Source organism: Gammaproteobacteria bacterium (genome assembly GCA_033344735.1).
Taxonomy (GTDB): Bacteria; Pseudomonadota; Gammaproteobacteria; order UBA4575; family UBA4575; genus UBA1858.
In genome coordinates this window covers 1,961,747-1,982,600 of record JAWPMW010000001.1, presented here as the reverse complement: position 1 = coordinate 1,982,600, position 20,854 = coordinate 1,961,747, and the positions used below count along the sequence as shown (strand labels likewise).

18 protein-coding genes and 1 tRNA gene are annotated in these 20,854 nt (G+C 38.3%); 16 read left to right on the top strand and 3 right to left on the bottom strand.

From position 1 onward, the window contains the following. Positions 1-141 precede the first annotated feature (141 nt). The 13 genes from R8G33_10150 to R8G33_10090 all read left to right on the top strand — a co-directional run bounded on the left by R8G33_10150 (position 142) and on the right by R8G33_10090 (position 15,278). A complete protein-coding gene (locus tag R8G33_10150; protein ID MDW3096022.1) occupies positions 142-1,203 on the top strand; it encodes a pilus assembly protein PilM in 1,062 nt (353 codons plus the stop codon). A 5-nt stretch (positions 1,204-1,208) separates the two neighbouring features. After that, entirely contained in the window at positions 1,209-1,778 is a 570-nt protein-coding gene (locus R8G33_10145; GenBank protein MDW3096021.1) for a PilN domain-containing protein, read from the top strand. A gap of 6 nt (positions 1,779-1,784) precedes the next feature. Continuing rightward, complete coding sequence (locus R8G33_10140) at positions 1,785-2,372, top strand: type 4a pilus biogenesis protein PilO (GenBank protein MDW3096020.1); 588 nt, start codon at positions 1,785-1,787, stop codon at positions 2,370-2,372. Between the two features lie 27 nt (positions 2,373-2,399). Then, positions 2,400-2,951 carry a pilus assembly protein PilP gene (locus tag R8G33_10135; protein ID MDW3096019.1) on the top strand — a complete coding sequence of 184 codons (552 nt, stop codon included), beginning with the start codon at positions 2,400-2,402 and terminating at the stop codon, positions 2,949-2,951. A gap of 81 nt (positions 2,952-3,032) precedes the next feature. Then, positions 3,033-5,177, top strand: a complete 2,145-nt coding sequence (locus R8G33_10130) for a type IV pilus secretin PilQ (protein MDW3096018.1) — start codon at positions 3,033-3,035, stop codon at positions 5,175-5,177. Between the two features lie 94 nt (positions 5,178-5,271). Continuing rightward, the gene (gene aroK / locus R8G33_10125) at positions 5,272-5,790 is read left to right on the top strand and encodes a shikimate kinase AroK (protein MDW3096017.1); all 519 of its coding nucleotides are present in this window, start codon (positions 5,272-5,274) and stop codon (positions 5,788-5,790) included. An 11-nt stretch (positions 5,791-5,801) separates the two neighbouring features. Then, entirely contained in the window at positions 5,802-6,890 is a 1,089-nt protein-coding gene (gene aroB, locus R8G33_10120; protein MDW3096016.1) for a 3-dehydroquinate synthase, read from the top strand. Between the two features lie 4 nt (positions 6,891-6,894). Beyond that, the gene (locus tag R8G33_10115; protein ID MDW3096015.1) at positions 6,895-8,070 is read left to right on the top strand and encodes a deoxyguanosinetriphosphate triphosphohydrolase; all 1,176 of its coding nucleotides are present in this window, start codon (positions 6,895-6,897) and stop codon (positions 8,068-8,070) included. Positions 8,071-8,097: 27 nt separating this feature from the next. After that, the gene (locus R8G33_10110; protein MDW3096014.1) at positions 8,098-9,711 is read left to right on the top strand and encodes an SPOR domain-containing protein; all 1,614 of its coding nucleotides are present in this window, start codon (positions 8,098-8,100) and stop codon (positions 9,709-9,711) included. Positions 9,712-9,826: 115 nt separating this feature from the next. After that, complete coding sequence (gene dnaG / locus R8G33_10105; GenBank protein MDW3096013.1) at positions 9,827-11,491, top strand: DNA primase; 1,665 nt, start codon at positions 9,827-9,829, stop codon at positions 11,489-11,491. A gap of 143 nt (positions 11,492-11,634) precedes the next feature. Then, complete coding sequence (gene rpoD / locus R8G33_10100; protein MDW3096012.1) at positions 11,635-13,479, top strand: RNA polymerase sigma factor RpoD; 1,845 nt, start codon at positions 11,635-11,637, stop codon at positions 13,477-13,479. 42 nt (positions 13,480-13,521) lie between these two features. After that, positions 13,522-13,598 (top strand) — tRNA-Ile (locus tag R8G33_10095). Positions 13,599-13,727: 129 nt separating this feature from the next. Continuing rightward, positions 13,728-15,278, top strand: coding sequence for a GGDEF domain-containing protein (locus R8G33_10090; protein MDW3096011.1), 1,551 nt, complete (start codon positions 13,728-13,730; stop codon positions 15,276-15,278). Between the two features lie 12 nt (positions 15,279-15,290). On the opposite strand, the gene R8G33_10085 is transcribed toward R8G33_10090, so the two are convergent. Then, the gene (locus R8G33_10085) at positions 15,291-16,574 is read right to left on the bottom strand and encodes an O-acetylhomoserine aminocarboxypropyltransferase (protein MDW3096010.1); all 1,284 of its coding nucleotides are present in this window, start codon (positions 16,572-16,574) and stop codon (positions 15,291-15,293) included. Positions 16,575-16,888: 314 nt separating this feature from the next. Between R8G33_10085 and R8G33_10080 the strand changes: the two genes are divergently transcribed. Next, positions 16,889-18,646 (top strand): hypothetical protein, encoded by a 1,758-nt coding sequence (locus R8G33_10080; GenBank protein MDW3096009.1) that lies wholly within the window; start codon positions 16,889-16,891, stop codon positions 18,644-18,646. A gap of 9 nt (positions 18,647-18,655) precedes the next feature. Here the strand turns inward: R8G33_10080 and R8G33_10075 are convergent, their stop codons facing one another. Further along, positions 18,656-19,483, bottom strand: coding sequence for a hypothetical protein (locus tag R8G33_10075; GenBank protein ID MDW3096008.1), 828 nt, complete (start codon positions 19,481-19,483; stop codon positions 18,656-18,658). 3 nt (positions 19,484-19,486) lie between these two features. Beyond that, complete coding sequence (locus R8G33_10070) at positions 19,487-19,915, bottom strand: paraquat-inducible protein A (GenBank protein MDW3096007.1); 429 nt, start codon at positions 19,913-19,915, stop codon at positions 19,487-19,489. Between the two features lie 51 nt (positions 19,916-19,966). Here R8G33_10070 and R8G33_10065 point away from each other — a divergent pair, with 51 nt between their 5' ends. Both R8G33_10065 and R8G33_10060 read left to right on the top strand, forming a co-directional pair. Continuing rightward, on the top strand, positions 19,967-20,431 hold the full coding sequence (locus R8G33_10065) for a hypothetical protein (protein MDW3096006.1): 465 nt from the start codon (positions 19,967-19,969) through the stop codon (positions 20,429-20,431). After that, positions 20,431-20,832: a hypothetical protein gene (locus R8G33_10060; GenBank protein MDW3096005.1), complete on the top strand. Its 402-nt coding sequence runs from the start codon at positions 20,431-20,433 to the stop codon at positions 20,830-20,832. The genes R8G33_10065 and R8G33_10060 overlap by 1 nt, the downstream gene beginning before the upstream one ends. Positions 20,833-20,854 lie beyond the last annotated feature (22 nt).

Genomic DNA, 20,854 nt, shown 5'->3' with positions numbered 1-20,854 from the left:
TAAGTTACGAATCTAAGGCAGTAATGATATGAAAGAGTTCTCAAGTTAACTTAATTGTCAAAAACTCACATCTTGTTATAGAGTTCGGCTTATAATTTTACAAAAAATACAAATACACTAAATAACTAACGGAAACTAAACGTGCTTCCATTTACTTCGCGAAAAAATCCAGTCATTGGAATTGATATTAGCTCAACCTCAGTCAAGGTATTAGAGCTTTCTCACAGTGGCTCTGGATACCGTGTAGAACATTATGGTGTAGAACCTCTACCCGCAAACTGTATCACGGAAAAAGTGATTTCAGATGTTGACGCGGTTGGCGACTCTATACGAAAAGTGCTCAAGCGAACAGGAACCAAGGCTAAAAAATGTACCCTCGCCGTGGCCGGTTCTGCAGTTATTACTAAAGTTATCACAATGCCCTCTTCTTTATCTGATGCAGAAATGGAAGGACAAATTCAAATTGAAGCTGATCAATACATTCCTTATGCACTTGAAGAGGTTAATCTAGATTTTAACGTGCTTGGCCCTACAGAGGGTAATCCTGAGACTGTTGATGTTTTACTAGCCGCTTCTCGTAGTGAAAATGTTGAGATGCGAGTGGCCGCTTCTGAGGTTGCAGGCTTAACACCGGTAGTTGTTGATGTTGAAGCGTATGCTATTGAAAGCGTTTACCCATTAGTTGCAGATCAAGTGCCAGGCCAGGGTATAGATAAAACAGTCGGTATCCTGGATATTGGATCTACCATGACAAGTTTAAATGTCATGCAAAACGGCACCATGATCTATACACGCGAACAGCCTTTTGGTGGCAAACAGCTCACCGAAGAAATTATGCATCAGTACGGCTTAACTTATGAAGAAGCTGGTCTTGCTAAAAAAGAGGGTGGCCTTCCTGACAATTACATTACTGATTTGTTAGAACCGTTTAAATTAACAGCTGCACAACAAGCTAATCGTTTTTTACAATTCTTCTATTCTGCAAGCCAGCACTCAACTGTTGACCACATTGTATTAGCAGGAGGTTGCGCATCAATTCCTGGTTTGGATGAAAGAATTCAAAATGAATTAGGTATTTCAGTAACTACTGCTAATCCATTTACGCATGTTTCGCTAGGACCAAAAGTTAATCCCCAAGCTTTAGGCAATGACGCACCTGCCTTACTTATTGCTTGCGGTCTAGCATTGAGGGCATTTGATTAAATACCATGGCTAAAATTAATTTACTCCCGTGGCGCGAAACGCAGCGCAAAGAAAAGCAGCAAGAATTCTTCGTTATGCTGGGTGTCGGCGCTGCAGTTGCAGTACTTGCTGTGCTGTTAGTCCACTTTCAAGTTGAAGCAAAGATCAAAGGACAAGAGAGACGTAATGCCTACCTAACAAATGAAATTGTTGTATTAGACGAGAAAATAAAAGAAATACAAAAACTAGATGCTACTCGACGTGCACTTGTAGAAAGAATGGAGGTAATTCAAAACCTCCAAGCAACTCGCCCGGGTATTGTTCATTTATTTGATGAGTTAGTAAAAACTTTACCGAATAGCTTACACCTAACCGAGTTATCTCAAAATGGTGACAGCATCAGTCTATCAGGTCTTGCCGAATCTAATGCTCGAGTTTCCTCATATATGCGCAATATAGAAGAATCAGAATGGCTGACCAAGCCAAAATTAGGTGTTATTTCCACTGAAGAAAACGACGATGGATTTAGAGTGAGTTCTTTTTCATTGCAACTCGCGCAAACTAGTCCTGATTCGGACACGGACTTAGAAGAGTAATTAATTATGACGTTTTCTGATATTAATAATATAGATTTCAGTAATATTGGTACCGCACCATTAGCAGTGAAAGTAATAGTTGTTGCATTTGTTGCTGCAGCAATTATGGGTCTAGGATTCTATTTTGATACAAAAGATCAGCTCGCTAATTTCGATGTGGCAAAAGCTAAGGAAACAGAGTTAAGAAGCACTTTTGAAATTAAAGTCAAGAAAGCAGCAAACCTAGAAGAACATAAAGCCCAACTAGAAGAAATGAGAAGAACTTTTGGCACATTGTTACGCCAACTTCCAAGTAAAACTGAAATTCCCGCTCTTATTGTAGATATATCTCAGACCGCTCTCGCAAGTGGTTTAGAAGTAAAGTTATTTCGGCCAGGCAATGAATCTGAGAAAGAATTTTATGCAGAAAAACCAATCGAACTAATGTTACAAGGTGACTATCACCAGTTTGGGCTTTTTGCGAGCGAAGTTGCTGCATTACCTCGAATTGTTACTCTGCATAACATTAAGCTAACACCCGGACAAGACAGCGAATTTATGACTATGAATGCATCAGCTAAAACATATCGCTATCTAGATGATGACCAAGAATAAAACATAAAGCGTAACGTATAAATTCAAATGAAAAATCGTATAACAAACAAATACCTTTTATTGATAAGCGCAACAGCATTTTATGTGTCAGTTTTATCACTGAGTGGTTGTACCGAAGGCACATCTGATCTAGAAGCTTGGGTAGCAGATGTTAAAGCAAGACCTCAACAGGGCGTCGAACCCTTGCCTGAAGTAATCCCCTATAAAACATTTGCTTATAATAAAAGCGATAAACGTGATCCATTTGATGCCAGTATTTTTCGTCCAAAGATTGGCCAGACAGCTCCCAAACATTTTTCAAGTATAACTCCAGACTCTAATAGAGTTCCTGAGTACCTAGAAAGTTTTCCGTTAGACACATTACGCATGGTTGGAACAATGCAGCAGGACGAACAAACTTGGGCATTAATAAAGACGCCTGACAATACTATTCAGAGAGTATTAGAAGGAAACTATCTAGGCCAAAACAATGGAAAAATAATCTCTGTCGCCGATGATGAAGTTGAACTAGCCGAAATAATCCCTGATGAGTTTGGTGGGTGGCGTGAACGATCATCCTCAATTGCACTCAGCGAATAGCTACTAATTATCGAAACTAGACATGACTAAATACAAACTTCAATCAAGATTCATTAACACCTTAATGGAATGGTAAGCATCATGGAAATCTATTGCTCAAATTATAGTACCCCCTCAATAAAAAGCATCACAAGCGTGCTTTTAACTGGATTAAGCTTACTAATCTTCAGCGCTATAGCACAGGCAGAGAACCAGCTTAACAATGTTAAAGTGTCAGCTCTACCAGATGATCAAGTTGAAATCACCTTAGAGTTCAGCTCGTCTCCTTCTGAGCCATTGGCCTTTACCACAGATAATCCAGCAAGAATCGCACTGGACTTTGCTGATACTAATGTCGCAATTCAAAATCGATTTCAAGACATCAATATAGGTCAAGCAAAAACAATTAACACTGTTCAGTCAAATGGTCGTACACGAGTCGTCGTAAATTTAAGTTCACTGCAAGAATATATGCTTCGCCAGGAAGGAAATAATTATATCCTTAGAATAGGCGATGGTGATTTAGCATCTGCAAATGATCCAGCTATTGTTTCCAGCAATACTGCTACTGCCCCCAGAAAAACAACTAATAAAGCTACTGGGAACAATATTGATTTAATAGACTTCAGACGTGGAGACAATAACTCAGGGCGGGTTCTTATCAGTTTATCTAATCCGAATGTCCCTGTAAGTCTTATTGAGCAAGGTGGCAGTATCATTCTTAACTTTGAAAACACCGCATTAGCAACATCAATGCAAAAACGTTTTGATGTTAAGGACTTTGCTACACCTGTAAACTTCATCTCATCATCATCGAAAGGTAATGATACTAAAGTCGTAATTCAGCCAGATGCAGGTTTAGATTATGAGCATCTCGCATACCAATCTGATAATTTATATGTCCTTGAAGTAAGAGAAGTCCCTGACGAATTAATTGAAGCAAGGCGCAAACAGACTTACGAAGGTGAACGCTTATCATTGAATTTCCAAAACATTGAGGTCCGCTCAGTACTTCAGTTAATCGCTGATTTCACAGGCCTAAATCTAGTCGTTAGTGACTCCGTTGGCGGCGCATTAACATTGCGCTTGAAAAATGTTCCTTGGGACCAAGCATTAGATATAATTCTAAAAACTAAGGGATTGGGCATGCGTGAGAATGGCAATGTTCTCTATATTGCACCAAATGAAGAAATAGCAGCTCGCGAGAAACTGGAGTTAGAGTCACAGCAACAGGTTGAAGAACTCGCTCCATTACGTTCGGAATTTTTAGAAATCAATTACGCAAAAGCCTCTGACTTAGCTAGCCTGCTTAAAGATAGTGATAACACTTTACTATCTGATCGCGGACAAGTAAGCGTAGATGATCGAACTAATACATTACTCGTTCAAGATACAGCTCTAAAATTAAATGAAATACGCCGTTTAGTTGAACGTCTAGACACACCTGTGAAGCAAGTACTAATTGAATCACGAATAGTTGTTGCAAATGATGACTTTAGTAAAACACTAGGCGCTAAGTTTGGTGTATTTAATGCTAATGGAGGCGACTTAGGCAATAATAACGTTGCCGATGTAATTGGTGGTAACTTAGATCTACTTGAACCATTAACAGCAGGAGACCCAATTCCAATTGCGGATACACTGAATGTAAATTTACCGGTACCAGAACGTGAGGGTGGTGGCGTCGCAGGTGGTCAATTTGCATTATCGTTCATTAAGCTACCTTTTGGGTATGCTTTGAATCTCGAACTTTCAGCTGCACAGTTGGAAAGTCGCGCCGAAGTAATCTCAAATCCAAGAGTAATTACTGCTAACCAGAGCACAGCAAATATTGAGTCTGGCACCGAAATTCCTTATGTGTCACAGACTTCTAGTGGTGCAACCGATGTCGAATTTAAGAAAGCTGTATTAGCTCTTGAAGTCACCCCACAGATCACACCAGATGATCGAATAAATATGGAAGTTAACGTAAAAAATGACAGTGTAGGGCAGGTCTTTCAAGGGATACCAAGCATCGACACAAATGAAATCACTTCAAATGTACTTGTCAACAATGGTCAGACTGTAGTTCTTGGGGGAATATATACAGAAGAATCATCTGGAGCTGTTACCAAGGTGCCATTCTTTGGCGATCTTCCTATAGCTGGTAGACTATTTAGAAATGACACAAGTACTAACAATAAATCAGAACTGTTAATATTCATAACGCCTAAAATAATTGATGAACAATTAAATCTGACAAGATAATATTAACAGTTCTTAGCAGTTCATTAAAAAGCCCCGCAATAGCGGGGCTTTTTGTTTAGAATATGCTTAATTTTATTCAAACTAGATCTAGCGAATGTTAAGAAACATTATCTTAATCGGCCCCATGGGTGCAGGGAAATCTTCAGTCGGTAAAAGGTTAGCCAGGCAACTAAATCGAAAATTTTACGACTGTGATAAAGTTTTAGAAGAGCGTACCGGTGTTACAATTACTACGATTTTTGAGCTAGAAGGCGAACAAGGTTTTAGGCAACGTGAAACAAAAATTCTTCAAGAATTGACCGATAAAGAGAATTCTGTGATCGCGACAGGTGGTGGCGTAATCCTGCTTTCAGAAAACATAAAATTACTAAGTACAAATAGTATAGTTGTATATTTAAGTGCTTGTGTTAATTCTCAAATCAAAAGGACTAGGCATGATAAAAAACGTCCGTTGCTTCAAACCCAAGACCGTCATGCTACACTTCAAAATCTTGCAAATACTCGCAATCCAATCTATCGCGAGCTTGCAGATATTATAATTGATACTGATGCCCAAAGTATTAGTTCGTCTATCGAACAAATAATTGCACACGTAAATAACATTAAAAATTAAGCACTATACTCATGCGCACGTTGAAAGTTGACCTTGGATCTCGCTCTTATCCGATTTATATAGGCGAAAACTTACTATCTGAAAATGAATTATTAACAACTCATATAAATGGAAAGCAAGTTGTTGTTATCTCTAATGATACAGTTGCACCTTTATATTTGGATAGCTTGCTAGTTGCCTTGAAAAATTTACAAGCGCACAAAATAATTTTATCAGATGGTGAAAGCTATAAAACATTAGCTACTATTGAGTTGATTTTTGACCAACTATTAGAAAAAAGATGTGCACGTGACATTACGATAATTGCACTAGGAGGAGGTGTTGTAGGAGATATTAGCGGGTTTGCTGCAGCTTGTTACCAACGTGGTGTAGATTTCATTCAAGTCCCAACTACATTACTCTCTCAAGTAGACTCTTCTGTAGGTGGCAAAACAGGCGTTAATCACCCGTTAGGGAAAAATATGATTGGCGCATTTTATCAACCACAATGTGTTTTAGCAGATATCAGCACTTTAAGTACCTTACCAAGTCGTGAATTAAGTGCAGGTCTAGCCGAAGTCATTAAATATGGGCTTATTGCAAATAAGCCATTTTTTGGTTGGCTAGAGAGTAATATTGATCGTTTGTTAAAATTAGACACCGATGCTTTAGAATATGCTATTGAGCAGTCATGTTCATGCAAAGCTGAAATAGTAGCTAGTGATGAATATGAAAAAAGCGGTAGGCGTGCATTGTTAAATCTTGGGCATACTTTTGGCCATGCGATTGAAACTGGTATGGGTTATGGCAATTGGCTACATGGTGAAGCGGTAGGTTGTGGGATGGTAATGGCTGCTCAATTTTCAGCAAAGCTAGGTTGGCTGACTAGTAAAGATGTAAGTAAAGTTTCTAATTTGATAACAGCTGCAAATTTGCCTACGCAACCACCTTCAGAGCTAACAGCAAGCAAAATGCTTGAACTGATGTCTATAGATAAAAAGGTACAAGACGGCAAACTCCACCTTGTATTACTAAAAGATATAGGAGAAGCTGTTTTAACAAGCGATTTTAATCATGATTTACTTTACAGTTCGCTGACTGAGTTACTCAACAATAGTTAAATATATGGTCGCTATATCTGCGCATTCTTCTAAAACCAAGCCTGTCAATTCTGGCTTAGCCGAATATGCAGTCACACAAGCCCAATCACTCAAGAGAAAATACTCAGAACCCCGCTGTCAAACTCGCAATGAATATCAACGCGATCGCGATCGCATCATCCATAGCACAGCATTCAGACGGCTTGAATATAAAACACAAGTTTTTATCAACCATGAAGGTGACTTGTATCGCACTCGCCTCACACACTCCGTTGAAGTAGCTCAAATTGCTCGTTCAATTTCGCGCGCGTTAAATTTAAATGAAGATCTAACTGAAGCAATTGCTCTTGCACATGATTTAGGACACACGGCTTTTGGTCATGCTGGTCAAGATGCTTTGCATGAATGCATGAGAGAATATGGTGGGTTTGAGCATAACCTCCAATCGTTACGCGTGGTGGACTTTCTCGAAGAAAAATATCCAGACTTCGATGGATTGAATTTAATGTTTGAAACTCGCGAAGGCATACTTAAGCACTGTTCAATCAAAAATGCGCGTGAGATGGGTACAATCGGCCAACGATTTATTGATCGTACTCAACCAAGTCTTGAAGCGCAGCTAACTAATATTGCAGATGAAATTGCATATAATAATCATGATGTTGACGATGGATTACGCTCAGGTCTCATAACCATCCAACAGCTAAAACAGGTGGATTTATTTGGTCGTCATTATTTTGATGTTAACGAAAGATTTTCTGACTTGCCAGAAAAGAGAAAGGCTCAAGAAGCTATTCGGCGCATTATTAACCAACTAGTTTGCGGCTTGATTGATAATACAGTTAATAATATTGAACATAATCAGATTAAAACCATCCACGATGTGCGCTCCTCTAAAAAGCCTATTGTTGTTTTTAGTTCTGAACTAAAAAAACAAATGGGTGAGCTAAAATCTTTCTTGCATATCAACTTGTATCAGCATGAACAAGTGAATAAGATGAGTGCTAACGCAAGAAAAATTATTTCTAATTTATTTATTAGCTTCTACAATAGTCCTGAGCTACTTCCCGAGGAGCATCGAATCAAGGCGTTAAAAAGAAAAGAAATTGGTGGCAATAATGAATTCGCTCGTGTTATTGCTGATTATATTGCCGGTATGACAGACCGTTATGCACAGATTGAGTACGGCCGAATTAACTAACTACTAGTCAAACTTTCGAATGCGCTTATGAGTGAAGACCAACTACAGACTGACCCAACCTTGTTAACCGAAGAAGAACTTAACAAGTTAGGTTTAAGAGAGCATCCGTTTACTGAGCATGCTGATGACACATATCTATATAGTGACAGCCAGCTAGAGATGACTTCTAACATTATCATGGAGTACTTGAATAGTCCTGCAACTACCATAGTACTCACTGGTGAAGATGGTGTTGGTAAAACAACGTTTCTACGTAAGGTGCTACGTTTAGGGTATCAGCAATATCAATTCTGCACACTTCGCGTTAATGAAGATACAGACTTCGAATTTATTGAAAATAAAATTAAACAACGCTGGGTACTACCTGAAAATAGTGGGCTTTCATCCGTCGCTGACCTTTCAATCGAAAATTATGTGATCACTTACTTAAGAGAGCATACTCATGCTGTTCTTATTATAGATGATGCACATTTTCTTGATTCATCAACTCTAGACCGATTATTCACTCTCAAGCATAGAATAGGATTAGCCTGCCCCCTTAGCCTTGGATTTATATTAGCAGGAGAAAATACTTTAAAGTTAGCCATTACCGATCTTGAAGACTCAAATCCTGCATGCACTCAAGTGTATCAAATTAATGTGCGCCCCTTTACCAGAGAACAAACAGGGCAATATATCGAGCATCGCCTTAAAACGGCTGGATTAGAAAATGAAGTATTACTTGATGAACCAAAAATAACTGAAATATATAAATCCACCTTAGGTAATATCCGGCAAATTCATGAGGTAGCAGTTTTAGCATTACAAAACCAATGCAGAGAAGATTCACTGGGAAATGTATTAGATCCACACATCACAATACGTAATCCTAAACCCAAGGTGCCCGTATTTTTAATTTCTATTTTGGCTATTATTGGTGTTGGTTTTTACTTTAATAATTATTTTAGTAATAAAGAATTGGACGATGACATTATCCCACTTCAAAAGCCACTCACAAACGAGCCTACACTTTCGCCTATTATGCAGGGGTCCAATATAGACCCAGCCGAGCAAACTCCTTCTTTGCCTCTACCTAATGCGCCAACAGCTCCATCTGACAAATTGGATGTTAGCGCGATTAAAATTCCGCAAATTGCAAAAAAAGAACCAGCTGTTATCGAGGATTCGCTTTTAGCAGAATCCATCGAGGATCTTGACATCAAGCAATTAGAGACTCTCAAGGAAAAATTAACAGAGAAAAATCAAACATCTGTTACAGAAAATTCCACCCCAAATAACTCGCCTAAAATTGCTGAAAAATCAGATCCAGTTGAAAAATCACCTACACCTCCCACTCAAGTAGCTGTGGCTAAAAAAGGCGAAAATTGGTTGAAAGCTCTTGATCCAGAAAGCTACACTTTACAAGTAGTCGCAACAAAAGATACTAAGCAGCTCGAGTCACTTATAAAGAAAGAAAACTTAAAAGAGAACTACGCGTATTTTGATAAGCCGGTCAAGGATGCAACGTATTATGTTCTAGTAGTTGGTAACTATAAAACACGTAACGACGCTTTAACCGCTATTGAAAAGCTACCTTCTAACCTAAGAAAAAATAAACCTTGGCCAGTCGCCCTTAAAAACATTCAAAAGTTTTTAAATTAATTTTGATATTTTAGCCAGCAGAAACCCCTGCTGCTGATAATGTTGACATCCCTGCAACAACGAGTAGGCTTTCTAGCCTATCATTAACTTCTTAAATATACTGAGATAACTAGCCATGGCTGGAAAAATTCCACAGCCTTTTATTGATCAAGTATTAAATCAGACGGATATCGTCGATCTGATCAATGGCTACGTTGAATTAAAAAACAAAGGCAGAGAATTTACTGCTTGCTGCCCATTCCATGGAGAAAAAACACCTTCATTTACTGTTAGCCCTGAAAAACAGTTCTATCATTGCTTTGGTTGCGGTGCACACGGTACAGCTATTAATTTCTTAATGGAGCATGAAGGGCTTCAGTTTATTGAAGCCATTGAAGTGCTTGCGAATAGATTGGGGCTTGAGGTAACAACTGAAGAAGGTAATGCCCCACGCAGCGACAATCATAAACTTTATGAAGCATTGGAAGAGGCCAATAAGTACTATCAAAATCAACTGCGTATAAATCAGGATGCGATTTCCTATTTAAAATCTCGTGGCATCTCTGGCGAGATTGCTTCTATGTTTAACATCGGTTTTGCGCCAACAGGTTTTAACAATATTTCTAAAGCATTTAGTAATAATTTTGGACAAGCGTGCTTAGTAAATACTGGTTTGCTCTCTGAAAAATCTGAAAAAAAAACATATGATCGCTTTCGCAGTCGAATTATGTTTCCAATAAAAGATACACGTGGGAGAACTATAGGTTTTGGTGGCAGGTCAGTTGATGACACAATGCCAAAATATATGAATAGCCCTGAAACAGAGTTATTTCATAAAGGTAATACACTCTACGGAATTTATGAAGCTAGGAAGTCACTAGGGAAACTTAATCAATTAATAATTGTGGAAGGCTACATGGATGTAGTTGCACTATCACAACATAATATAAAAAATTGTGTTGCCACTTTAGGCACCGCTACAACGACTCAAAATATTCGCAACTTACTCCGTTTTAGTTCTGATCTAATTTTCTGTTTTGACGGCGACCGCGCTGGCAGAGATGCTGCTTGGAAAGCACTTGATCAGATGCTTCCTGAATATAAAGATGGGATCAATATTCGTTTTGCATTTATGCCTCAGGGAGACGATCCAGATTCTTTGATTCGCAGTCTAGGTAAAGATGCTTTTAATGATTATTTGAATAATGCTGCTTCTTTATCAGAATATTTTTTTACTAACTTAATAAAAGATATAGATACCTCAACACCAGATGGTCGAGCAAAACTAGCTAGCACTGCTAAACCTCTCTTAGCAAAAATTCCTCCTACAGTATTCCGAGATCTTATGTACAAGGAACTAAATGAGAGGGTCGGCACTACAATTCCTGTGGCATCTTCTATCATTAATCACACCATTCAATCTGCGTCTAATGCAAACAAACAGAATCGCTCACTTAAATACACGAAAACTCGTTTGGCCGTCGCTTTGCTTATTAGAGATCCATCATTAGCAAAAAATGCTTTACCTACTGAAGAACTTTCTAATTTGTTATCAGTGCCTGGTATTAGCTTATTAATACAGCTACTTGAAATCATTAATGCGGACCCCAATATTAGCCCAATTGCGTTAGTAGAAAGATTCCACGACCAAAATGACTATGGATCCCTGCAAAAATTACTTTTATGGGATCCACCGGATATGGAAAATCGCGAGTTATCGTTTAAACAAACGATGGATCGCTTTAAGGAGGATATTCGGCGAAATGAGCTCGATTCTATTATCCAGTCAGAAAACTTATAGGCCGACAGATCCTTCTAAAATGGTATAGATAGAGTCTCAACGCACATAAAAGGCATATACACCTCATTTGGCGGGTATATATATTTTTTACACATGCATATAATGGGCGGTTTGATTAATCGTTAATTCGCACAGGTAGCTTAATGGAACCAGAATCAAATACAGATCAGCAAAATCAACAATATAGCCTCAAAGACTTAATTGCTAAGGGGAAAGAACAAGGCTACCTCACCTATGCTGAAGTAAATGACCATCTGCCTAATTCTATAGTAGATCCAGAGCAAATCGAAGATATCATCAGTATGATCAATGACATGGGCATACGCGTCCATGAGCAAGCTCCAGACGAAGACTCTTTATTAGTTTCTGAAACAGCAGCATCTGCCGAAGATTTAGCAGAAGAAGCCGCCGCTGCCCTCGCCTCAGTGGACAGTGAATTTGGAAGAACTACTGACCCAGTGCGAATGTACATGCGTGAAATGGGCACGGTTAACCTGCTAACCCGTGAGGGCGAGATTAAGATTGCTAAGCGCATTGAAGAGGGGCTCTCACAAGTATTGTTCGCGATAGGACATTACCCACGTTCGATTGAAACTCTACTGTTGCTTTACGCGAAAGTTGAAGCTGAAGAAATGCGTCTGACAGACCTCATATCTGGTTTTCTTGACCCAGATGCAGTGGATGAAATTCCTACGCCTGCAGTTGTTAACAGAGGAGCAGATGCTGAAAAATCTGATGGCAACAAGGAAGATGAGGAAGATGAGGAAGAAATTGATACCGGTCCTGATCCAGAAGAAGCAAGAGAACACTTTGAGAAGTTAGCTAGTTTATACAAAGTTTCTCAATCTGCCGCGGTGCTTAAAAACCCTAAAAAAGCAGTTGCTGCACGTGAAGAAGTTGCAGAATGGTTCATGCGCCTCAAGCTAACCCAAAAAGTTATCGATGCACTTGCGGGAAGCCTGCGTACAACAGTAAGCAGCATTCGTAACCATGAAAGATTAATTATGGCTTTATGCGTAGATTATTCTCGGATTCCAAAAAAGAAGTTTATTGAGTCTTTTAAAGAAAACGAAACAAACATTGAGTGGGTTGCAGGTTTAATTAATGGAAAAGCGCCTTACTCAGAAACTTTAGTAGAAGTCCAAGAGGAAGTGGTTAAGGAACAACAAAAATTATCCACAATTCAAGATGGCGCCAAGCTGACTATTGCTGAAATCAAAGAAATTAACCGTCGCATGTCAATTGGTGAAGCAAAAGCAAGAAGAGCTAAAAAAGAAATGGTCGAGGCCAACTTGCGCTTAGTAATTTCAATTGCTAAAAAATATACAAATCGAGGGCTACAGTTCTTAGATTTAATTCAAGAAGGTAATATCGGACTAATGAAAGCAGTTGATAAATTTGAATACCGCCGAGGTTACAAATTTTCAACATATGCAACTTGGTGGATACGACAAGCAATTACTCGTTCTATCGCTGATCAGGCGCGCACGATACGTATTCCAGTGCACATGATAGAGACAATCAATAAGCTTAATCGCATCTCTCGTCAGATGTTACAAGAAATGGGAAGAGAGGCGACTCCAGAAGAACTTTCTGAGCGCATGGAAATGCCTGAAGATAAAGTACGCAAAGTTTTAAAAATTGCCAAAGAGCCTATCTCAATGGAAACTCCTATTGGTGACGATGAAGACTCACATCTCGGTGATTTCATTGAAGATGCCAATATTGAATCTCCCGTCGAGGCAGCAGCAGGCGTTGGCTTAAGTGAAGCAACTCGTGAAATACTTGCCTCCCTTACTCCACGAGAGGCAAAGGTATTGCGCATGAGATTTGGTATAGATATGAATACTGACCATACCCTTGAAGAAGTGGGCAAACAATTTGATGTCACTCGTGAACGTATTCGCCAAATCGAAGCCAAAGCTTTACGTAAACTTAGGCACCCAACCCGCTCAGAGCAATTACGTAGCTTCCTTGAATTGGAATAACGCTTCTCTAGTATTTAAACCTTTTAGTAATTACCCGTCTCCGGGCCCGTAGCTCAGTTGGTTAGAGCAGAGGACTCATAATCCTTTTGTCGTAGGTTCGAGTCCTACCGGGCCCACCAATAACTCATTTTTTAAATCGGTAAACACGGCGACAATTTACCGACGTATTGTCAATTTTCCACTAAAGCCGTGCTGTTATTGGTCGATATTACTTCTATAGTCAAAATAACAATCCGATTAGGTTATCCATGGAACAATTAAGCGATTCGTTACTGTTAATGTTGAAGTCGTGTACAGATCTTCCGAGCCCTCCGGCTATTGCCACTAAAATTATAGAATTAAGCTCATGTGAAACCTCTGGTTTAAGTGATGTTGCTGATGTTGTCAGCATAGATCCTGCTTTAAGCGCAAAACTGCTACGCATGGCTAATTCACCTCTTTACACAAAACAAAGAAAAGTAGAGAACCTTAGACAAGCAATTTTGCTATTTGGATTAAATGGAACCTTAAATATCGCATTAAGTTTTTCACTTAAACAAAGTGCTGTTGAAGATTGCAATTCAGGATTAAATTACAATCTATATTGGAAACGCTCACTTGCTTCCGCCATATTGTCTCAAGACATTATCCAACGAATTGGTAGCTGTTCAAAAGACTGTGCATTTTTGGCTGGTCTATTACAAGACATAGGCATGTTGGCTCTTGATAAAGCGGCACCAAATTTATATAAAAACATTGGACTTGATCAAGCCAAACATGAAAAATTATTTCAGTTAGAGCAAAGCTCTCTACAAGCAGATCATAGTCTTGTAGGGGCTTGGCTTTTGGAACAATGGCATCTACCTAGTAACTTACTTGAACCTATACATCATAGTCATTCGGTTATGGATGACGATCACGAGTATGATTCAGACCTCTCAAAAACAGTCGCTTGTTCCAGCCTGTTCGCAGATATATTCATAGCAGAAGAAGAAGACATCCATCCCCTATTATCAAACTCTATCAATCATGCGAAAAAGGTTATCAACTTTAATGATAAAGAATTTCACAGTATTATCGAAACCGCTTCTGAAAATTATGCTGATCTAGCACAAATGTTCGATATTGAGATAGAAAATCCAAACATGCTGGATTTCATTTCAGAGCAGGCCAAAGAAGTTCTTATTCTAAGAAACCTTAACCAGATTAAAGAGACTGAAAGTTTGCAAAAAGCTGCCAAGAAACTCGAATCTAAAACAGCTGAACTCGAAGAGCTTAATCGCAGGGATGGGCTGACTAAACTATTTAATCGCCGCTACTTTGACGAATCAATTGAAGTTGAATTTAAAAATGCTAACAAATATCAGTGGCCTTTAGGTTTAATATTTATTGATATTGATTATTTCAAGCAAATTAATGACAATTTAGGTCACGATGCAGGGGATGAGGTACTTCGCCAAGTCTCGAGCATTTTACTGGACTGTACTAGAGACTCAGACATAGTTTCTCGTTATGGAGGCGAAGAATTTACCATCATACTACCAGGTACAAATGAGGAGGGTGTAAATATCACATGTAATAGAATTATCAATGCCTTCCGCAATACCACTATGAAACTCAGTAATGACAAGATCGCTCATATCACAGTTTCAGCAGGAGCTTGTGTATACGAGGGTAGTAATAAAGATTTAAAAAATTGGCATGAGCTAGTCAGACATGCTGACCAAGCAACATACCAATCTAAGAACAATGGTAGAGATCAATATTGTCTAGTTAGCGACTTTCACTCTGTAGAACAGGATAAAAAAATTGCTAGTTAGCATCGCAAGTTATTAATCTCGTAATGCTTGGTCCAAGTCAGCAATAATATCTTCAACATCTTCAATACCAATAGATAATCTTACTACTTCTGGGCCCGCACCAGCTGAGATTTGCTGCTGCTCCGATAATTGTCTATGTGTTGTAGAAGAAGGATGAGTAATTAGCGATCGTGTATCGCCGATATTTGCTAAGTGAGAAAATAACTCACAACGGTTAACTATTTTCACGCCTGCTTCATAGCCCCCCTTGACTCCAAAAGTAAATACCGCACCAGCACCTTCGGGACAATACTTTTGGGCAAGCGAATAGAAAGGACTATCTGGCAAACCTGCATAAGACACCCAATCAACTTGATTATGTGTTGTTAACCACTTTGCGACTTGTAATGCATTATCAGCATGCTTCTTCATTCGTAATGGCAATGTTTCTGCACCTGTAAAGGATAAATAAGCATTCATTGGCGACATGGTTGGCCCAAGGTCTCTGAGCCCCACTGCATGACCGTACATAGTGAAAGCCATTGGTCCAAATTTTTCATAGAAGTTCAGCCCATGGTATGCGCCACAACTATCAGCTAAACTTTTAAATTTATCGTTCTGCGCCCAGTCAAATTTACCTGAGTCAACAACAGCTCCACCCATGGCATTGCCGTGGCCTGAAATAAATTTTGTGGTTGAATGAACAACAATATCAGCACCAAACTCAAACGGACGACATAATGCTGGTGTAGGGAGAGTATTATCTACGATCAGCGGAACACCTGCTTCATGTGCAATTTCTGCAATTTTTTCAATATCGCATACAACTCCACCTGGGTTAGCCAAGCTCTCAGTAAACATAGCTTTAGTATTTGGTGTGACTGCTTTACGAAAATTCTCAGGGTCAACGGGATCAACGAAAATTACATTCCACCCAAACTTTTTAAATGTATGACCAAATTGAGTAATTGAGCCACCATAGAGTTTATTTGAAGCCACGAAATCATCGCCAGGTTCCATCAAAGCAAATAAAGCGAGCAATTGGGCAGAATGGCCAGATGCAGTGCATGTTGCGCCAACCCCACCTTCAAGGCTAGCCATTCGGTCTTGAAATACGCTTGTCGTTGGGTTGGTCAGACGAGAATAAATAAACCCTGACTCTTCTAAACCAAACAACGCCGCAGCGTGATCAGCGTCTTTAAACACATAGGCTGTCGCTTGAGTAATTGGGACAGAACGTGCTCCTGTGGTTGGATCAGGCTCTGCACCTGCATGAATTGATCTTGTTGCAAATCCGTGTTTAGAGTTGTCGGCCACTTTGGTCCTCTACTTTATGTAAGTTAATGTTATCTAAAATGTTAATGATATCTCATTTTTGATGACTGGGTAATTCATAATATTGGCTGAGTCATTAAAGTTTGATTTAGTTATATCCAATCAACTCAACCTCGACACATCTATACATGGTAATAAAAGCTATGTGAGACAAATCACACTTGCATTTATTATGTGTTTTTAAATTATATAAATTACAGTTGATTAGGCATGCAAATGCGTGAAATAGAACAACGTATTCAGCCCCATCTTTATCTATATTCCTACTGTCGACCGTTATAACTCAGTAAAAATTCGTGAACCTACCAGAAACAAATATCAGTAATAACATTACATTTGTCTTAAATGATAATGATGGTACCAGTACTGGTAGCATCAGCCCGCGCAGTAAACAACTACTGTTAGAACATATTTACAGCGGTGTAGATGTCATACTCGTTACTAGCTCGCAACGTGATAAAGAATCTTTATTTATACAGCAGTGCTTCAGCGACAATAGCGATCAAATTCGTACTATCCTTTTAAATAGTGACTCATTCCCACAGGACGCATCTGGTCAAAGCAATGCCACGCATGAGTTATCTATGATTTCAGCGGTTGTCTATGAGTCTATCCACCTTGATACACACTTTGCAATTGTAGTTAGTGACGCCGACCAACTGCCGCTAGAAATATTGAATGAGCTCATCAAGTTCGCGATTGGAATTAACAGTAGTAAAAACAACGTTAATTTTATTTTTTCAGGCGGTCCGGATTTACTAGGCCTTATACAGAAAATCTCAGATATTACTAGATTAGGTTTAGTGCACTGCTCTCTCGACGAAATTACTGAAGATGATATTCAAGCATATATAGATGAAAAACAAGCTGAGAGCGTAGAATCTAAAAAGCTTAAGTTCAATAAATATGCATTAAAGAAAATTACCACCTATGCAAATGGTAGCCTATATAAAGCTAGTATTTTATTGGAATGGTGTCGAGAATATGCAATACATACTGGTAACTTTAAAGTTACTGTTGGGTCCATAGATGAAATACTCAAAGATGACAAGTGTAACCAACTTCTGACTAGTTACCCTTCTGCTAACTTTGAATTTGGCGCTTCTGAAACAATCAATGAAATTATAAACGATAGAAGTGAAAATATTGAATTCTCAGAACAGCCTCAACAACAGAAATCTGTAGCTAAGAACAAGACAGCGAAAACAGTATATATCGATGAATCTAGTCCCGTTGAAACCAATGTAGAGCCAAAACAAAAAAACGTCTATGAAAAGGTTATGGCCTCTACAAACTCAGAAGTAGACGCCGAAGATGACAATATAGTTATAGAAATATCCTCTGCCGATTCTGAGTTAAATGAAATTAACAAGGATTCCGTGACTGAAGACGAATCCAGCTACAAGGATAACTATCATCTTGAAGCGATAAAGAATATCAACACTCCTTTAAGTCCAAGTTATGATGACGCTGACCCATATAGCCAATACGAATCTTCCAATATTGAGCCTGTTCAATTGACTACAGCAACTAGCAATGCCAGCAATTCAGCCTTCTTGTGGACATTCCTTATCCTAGCTATTCTCTTAGGTACATATTATTTATTCTCATCCAAAGTAATCACTTACGATGAGATACGCGCTCACATTGAAAACATAATTTACCCTAATGATTCAAGTAATGACGCACAAACCACTCCGCACGAAAAAACTAATATCCCTATTGAAGGGGTTTCCGCCTCTATCGACAGTAATTACATCAACCAGAATAGAGTCTTTGAACTTCTACAGATTGCAGAATCACAAATCAGTCAAAAGAAACTAAGTACACCACCATCTGATAATGCACTAGAAACATATAAATTAATCCTTGAGATTAGCCCAAATAACAATCAAGCATTAAAAGGCATTCAGCTGATAAAGAAACGCTACCAAACATGGGCTAAGCTAGATATTAAGGATGGAAATTCCAGACGTGCAAAATATTTTCTGCAACGCGCGATCGAGATCTCCCCCGACCAAGAGGCAATTAATCTACTTGCTGATTTGCAATAGTTTTGATATTTATTTAGCTATCAGTTCAATGCTATCGAATTGAGAATAATCAGCGATGTACCTTGCTTTTTTCATTCTCGCGGGATTTACTAGAGACCCTGTTAGGTAAATCATTCCTTTTCTTAACCTATAACCTTCAAGATAGCTTTTCATTATTAGCCATTTTAATAATTGCCATTGATTGATTTTAACTTTATCCACACTACTATCAATTTCCTGACCACCTTCATTCAAGGAAACGTGTACAGAATTCACATACACTTTATCAATTGAAACAAATTCCCCTAATAAAAATTTATTTACCCCTACATTAGTAGCAATTATATCATTGCCAGTTAACGTACCCAAATCCTTAAAATGAAATAAAGGCATCTCTATTACTGGTGCAACAGCATCTACTAGTTCGCTAGCAACCTTATCAATATCTTTTAGCGTATAAATATCCCTACCCAATCTAAATGCTAACTCAGCCTCAATTAACATTGTCTTATTATCTTCTACTAACAATTCATTTGAAGTATGTTGACTTTCTTCAGTAATAACACCAAATACAGGCTCACCCACATTAAATCTTTTCTGCGACGCATTGCTTGTTAAACCTGCCTTGAATCCGATAATCTTTTTAGAGTCACTCCTGATAAGACATGCTTGCATTAAATATGCTTCTTCTTCAGATTTTACTAATGATTGAGGAAGGTACCGCCCAGATAAAACTGCACTTTTATATTCTTGAATATAATCTCTATAATGCTGGCAATTTTTACTCCCGAATTCCTGCCCATAGCCCACAGAAGTAACTATCAGGCAAGACATAACAGCTCCAAGAAATTGTTTCATGAATTATTTTTTGGCCAAAAATTTCTTCTGTAAATTCGCACATACAATAGACAGTATCACTGCTATTACAAATAAATATAAACCAAAATGTGTTTGAGCCTGAGCGAACAACTTTAGTTTTACACTAGCAACTATCACTGCTACAACAAAAACATCTAGCATTGCCCATTTACTAATACCCTCTAACAACTTATAAGTATTATTTGATGGTGGATTTGATTTTATAACATTAGTAATTAATAGCATATATTTGACGGCTGGGAGCACTATCGCGAATATGAGGATTACCCAAAATAACAACCATTCCTCGTCTATTAGTAAAGTTGCTAACGCAGAAAATATCGTTATCGTGCTAGTAAAAATATATAATTCACTTACTGAAAGCAACGGACTAAAGATTGATGCAATAAAAATTACAGCGCCAGAAATCACTAGTAAAAAATATATTAATCTGAAGTTTAAAATTATAATTTCCTCAATTACATGGAAATACTAAATAATAATAGTGCTGTATTGCAGCTAGAAGAAACGCTGTTAATCTTAGAAGAAAGCTTACAGCATAATGTATTTTATAATTCTATTGAGAAGCGCTACATAAAGCGACTAAAACAATTTTATTCGCCTTATTTTGACATTGAACACTCAGAAACCGGCTCTTATTATTTTGCTACTCTACAATGTATTAAATTATTTTACTTGGATGCTGAAAGACCTTATAGAATCCCCTTATCTGATAAGTTTATAACTAGCATGCATCATTTATTTGAAATTAATATTCACACATTAGACGCTAGAAATAATCAGTCAGGAATGACAGAACAGTTATTATTTCTTTCTGAGATATGGGAGCTACACGATACACTTGATATCGCTGACTTATTAGTGAACACACTTATAAAAATGCGTAGCAACTTGATCTACACATATGAAGGGACATTAAAAAGTTAATGAGCGAGAAATTACAATCTAACCCATTTGTAGTGACACTTAATTCTGTTAAAACCTTGGAATATTTTCGTAACCGAGAATTAACTGATAAACAGCAACATGATTTACTCGCTGCAGATGAAAAACTAAAACAGGGAATTCATCTTGCTGGTGAGTTCATACAGCATCCCACTGATCAGGATAAAGCTATATTCATGGCCAACTTAATCGTCAATGCATTAAATAATGATGATGACGCCACTATTGCTTTAGCGTGCGCTTATCTCGCCTCAAGATATGTACACTTGAAACAACTTAAGATATCGAACTACGAAGACCGCGTATCAATTGAACTAATAAACGATCAACTATACGCTGACCCTATTCCAATCAAATTTATCCCTAAAAAGGATCTTCTATAATTGCTTAGCGATTAACCCAACC

Coding starts and splice junctions, on each gene's coding strand:
- R8G33_10145 (MDW3096021.1), top strand. CDS start 1,209: ATGGCTAAAATTAATTTACTCCCGTGGCGCGAAACGCAGCGCAAAGAA.
- R8G33_10140 (MDW3096020.1), top strand. CDS start 1,785: ATGACGTTTTCTGATATTAATAATATAGATTTCAGTAATATTGGTACC.
- R8G33_10135 (MDW3096019.1), top strand. CDS start 2,400: ATGAAAAATCGTATAACAAACAAATACCTTTTATTGATAAGCGCAACA.
- R8G33_10130 (MDW3096018.1), top strand. CDS start 3,033: ATGGAAATCTATTGCTCAAATTATAGTACCCCCTCAATAAAAAGCATC.
- aroK (MDW3096017.1), top strand. CDS start 5,272: ATGTTAAGAAACATTATCTTAATCGGCCCCATGGGTGCAGGGAAATCT.
- aroB (MDW3096016.1), top strand. CDS start 5,802: ATGCGCACGTTGAAAGTTGACCTTGGATCTCGCTCTTATCCGATTTAT.
- R8G33_10115 (MDW3096015.1), top strand. CDS start 6,895: ATGGTCGCTATATCTGCGCATTCTTCTAAAACCAAGCCTGTCAATTCT.
- R8G33_10110 (MDW3096014.1), top strand. CDS start 8,098: ATGAGTGAAGACCAACTACAGACTGACCCAACCTTGTTAACCGAAGAA.
- dnaG (MDW3096013.1), top strand. CDS start 9,827: ATGGCTGGAAAAATTCCACAGCCTTTTATTGATCAAGTATTAAATCAG.
- rpoD (MDW3096012.1), top strand. CDS start 11,635: ATGGAACCAGAATCAAATACAGATCAGCAAAATCAACAATATAGCCTC.
- R8G33_10090 (MDW3096011.1), top strand. CDS start 13,728: ATGGAACAATTAAGCGATTCGTTACTGTTAATGTTGAAGTCGTGTACA.
- R8G33_10075 (MDW3096008.1), bottom strand. CDS start 19,483: ATGAAACAATTTCTTGGAGCTGTTATGTCTTGCCTGATAGTTACTTCT.
- R8G33_10065 (MDW3096006.1), top strand. CDS start 19,967: ATGGAAATACTAAATAATAATAGTGCTGTATTGCAGCTAGAAGAAACG.
- R8G33_10060 (MDW3096005.1), top strand. CDS start 20,431: ATGAGCGAGAAATTACAATCTAACCCATTTGTAGTGACACTTAATTCT.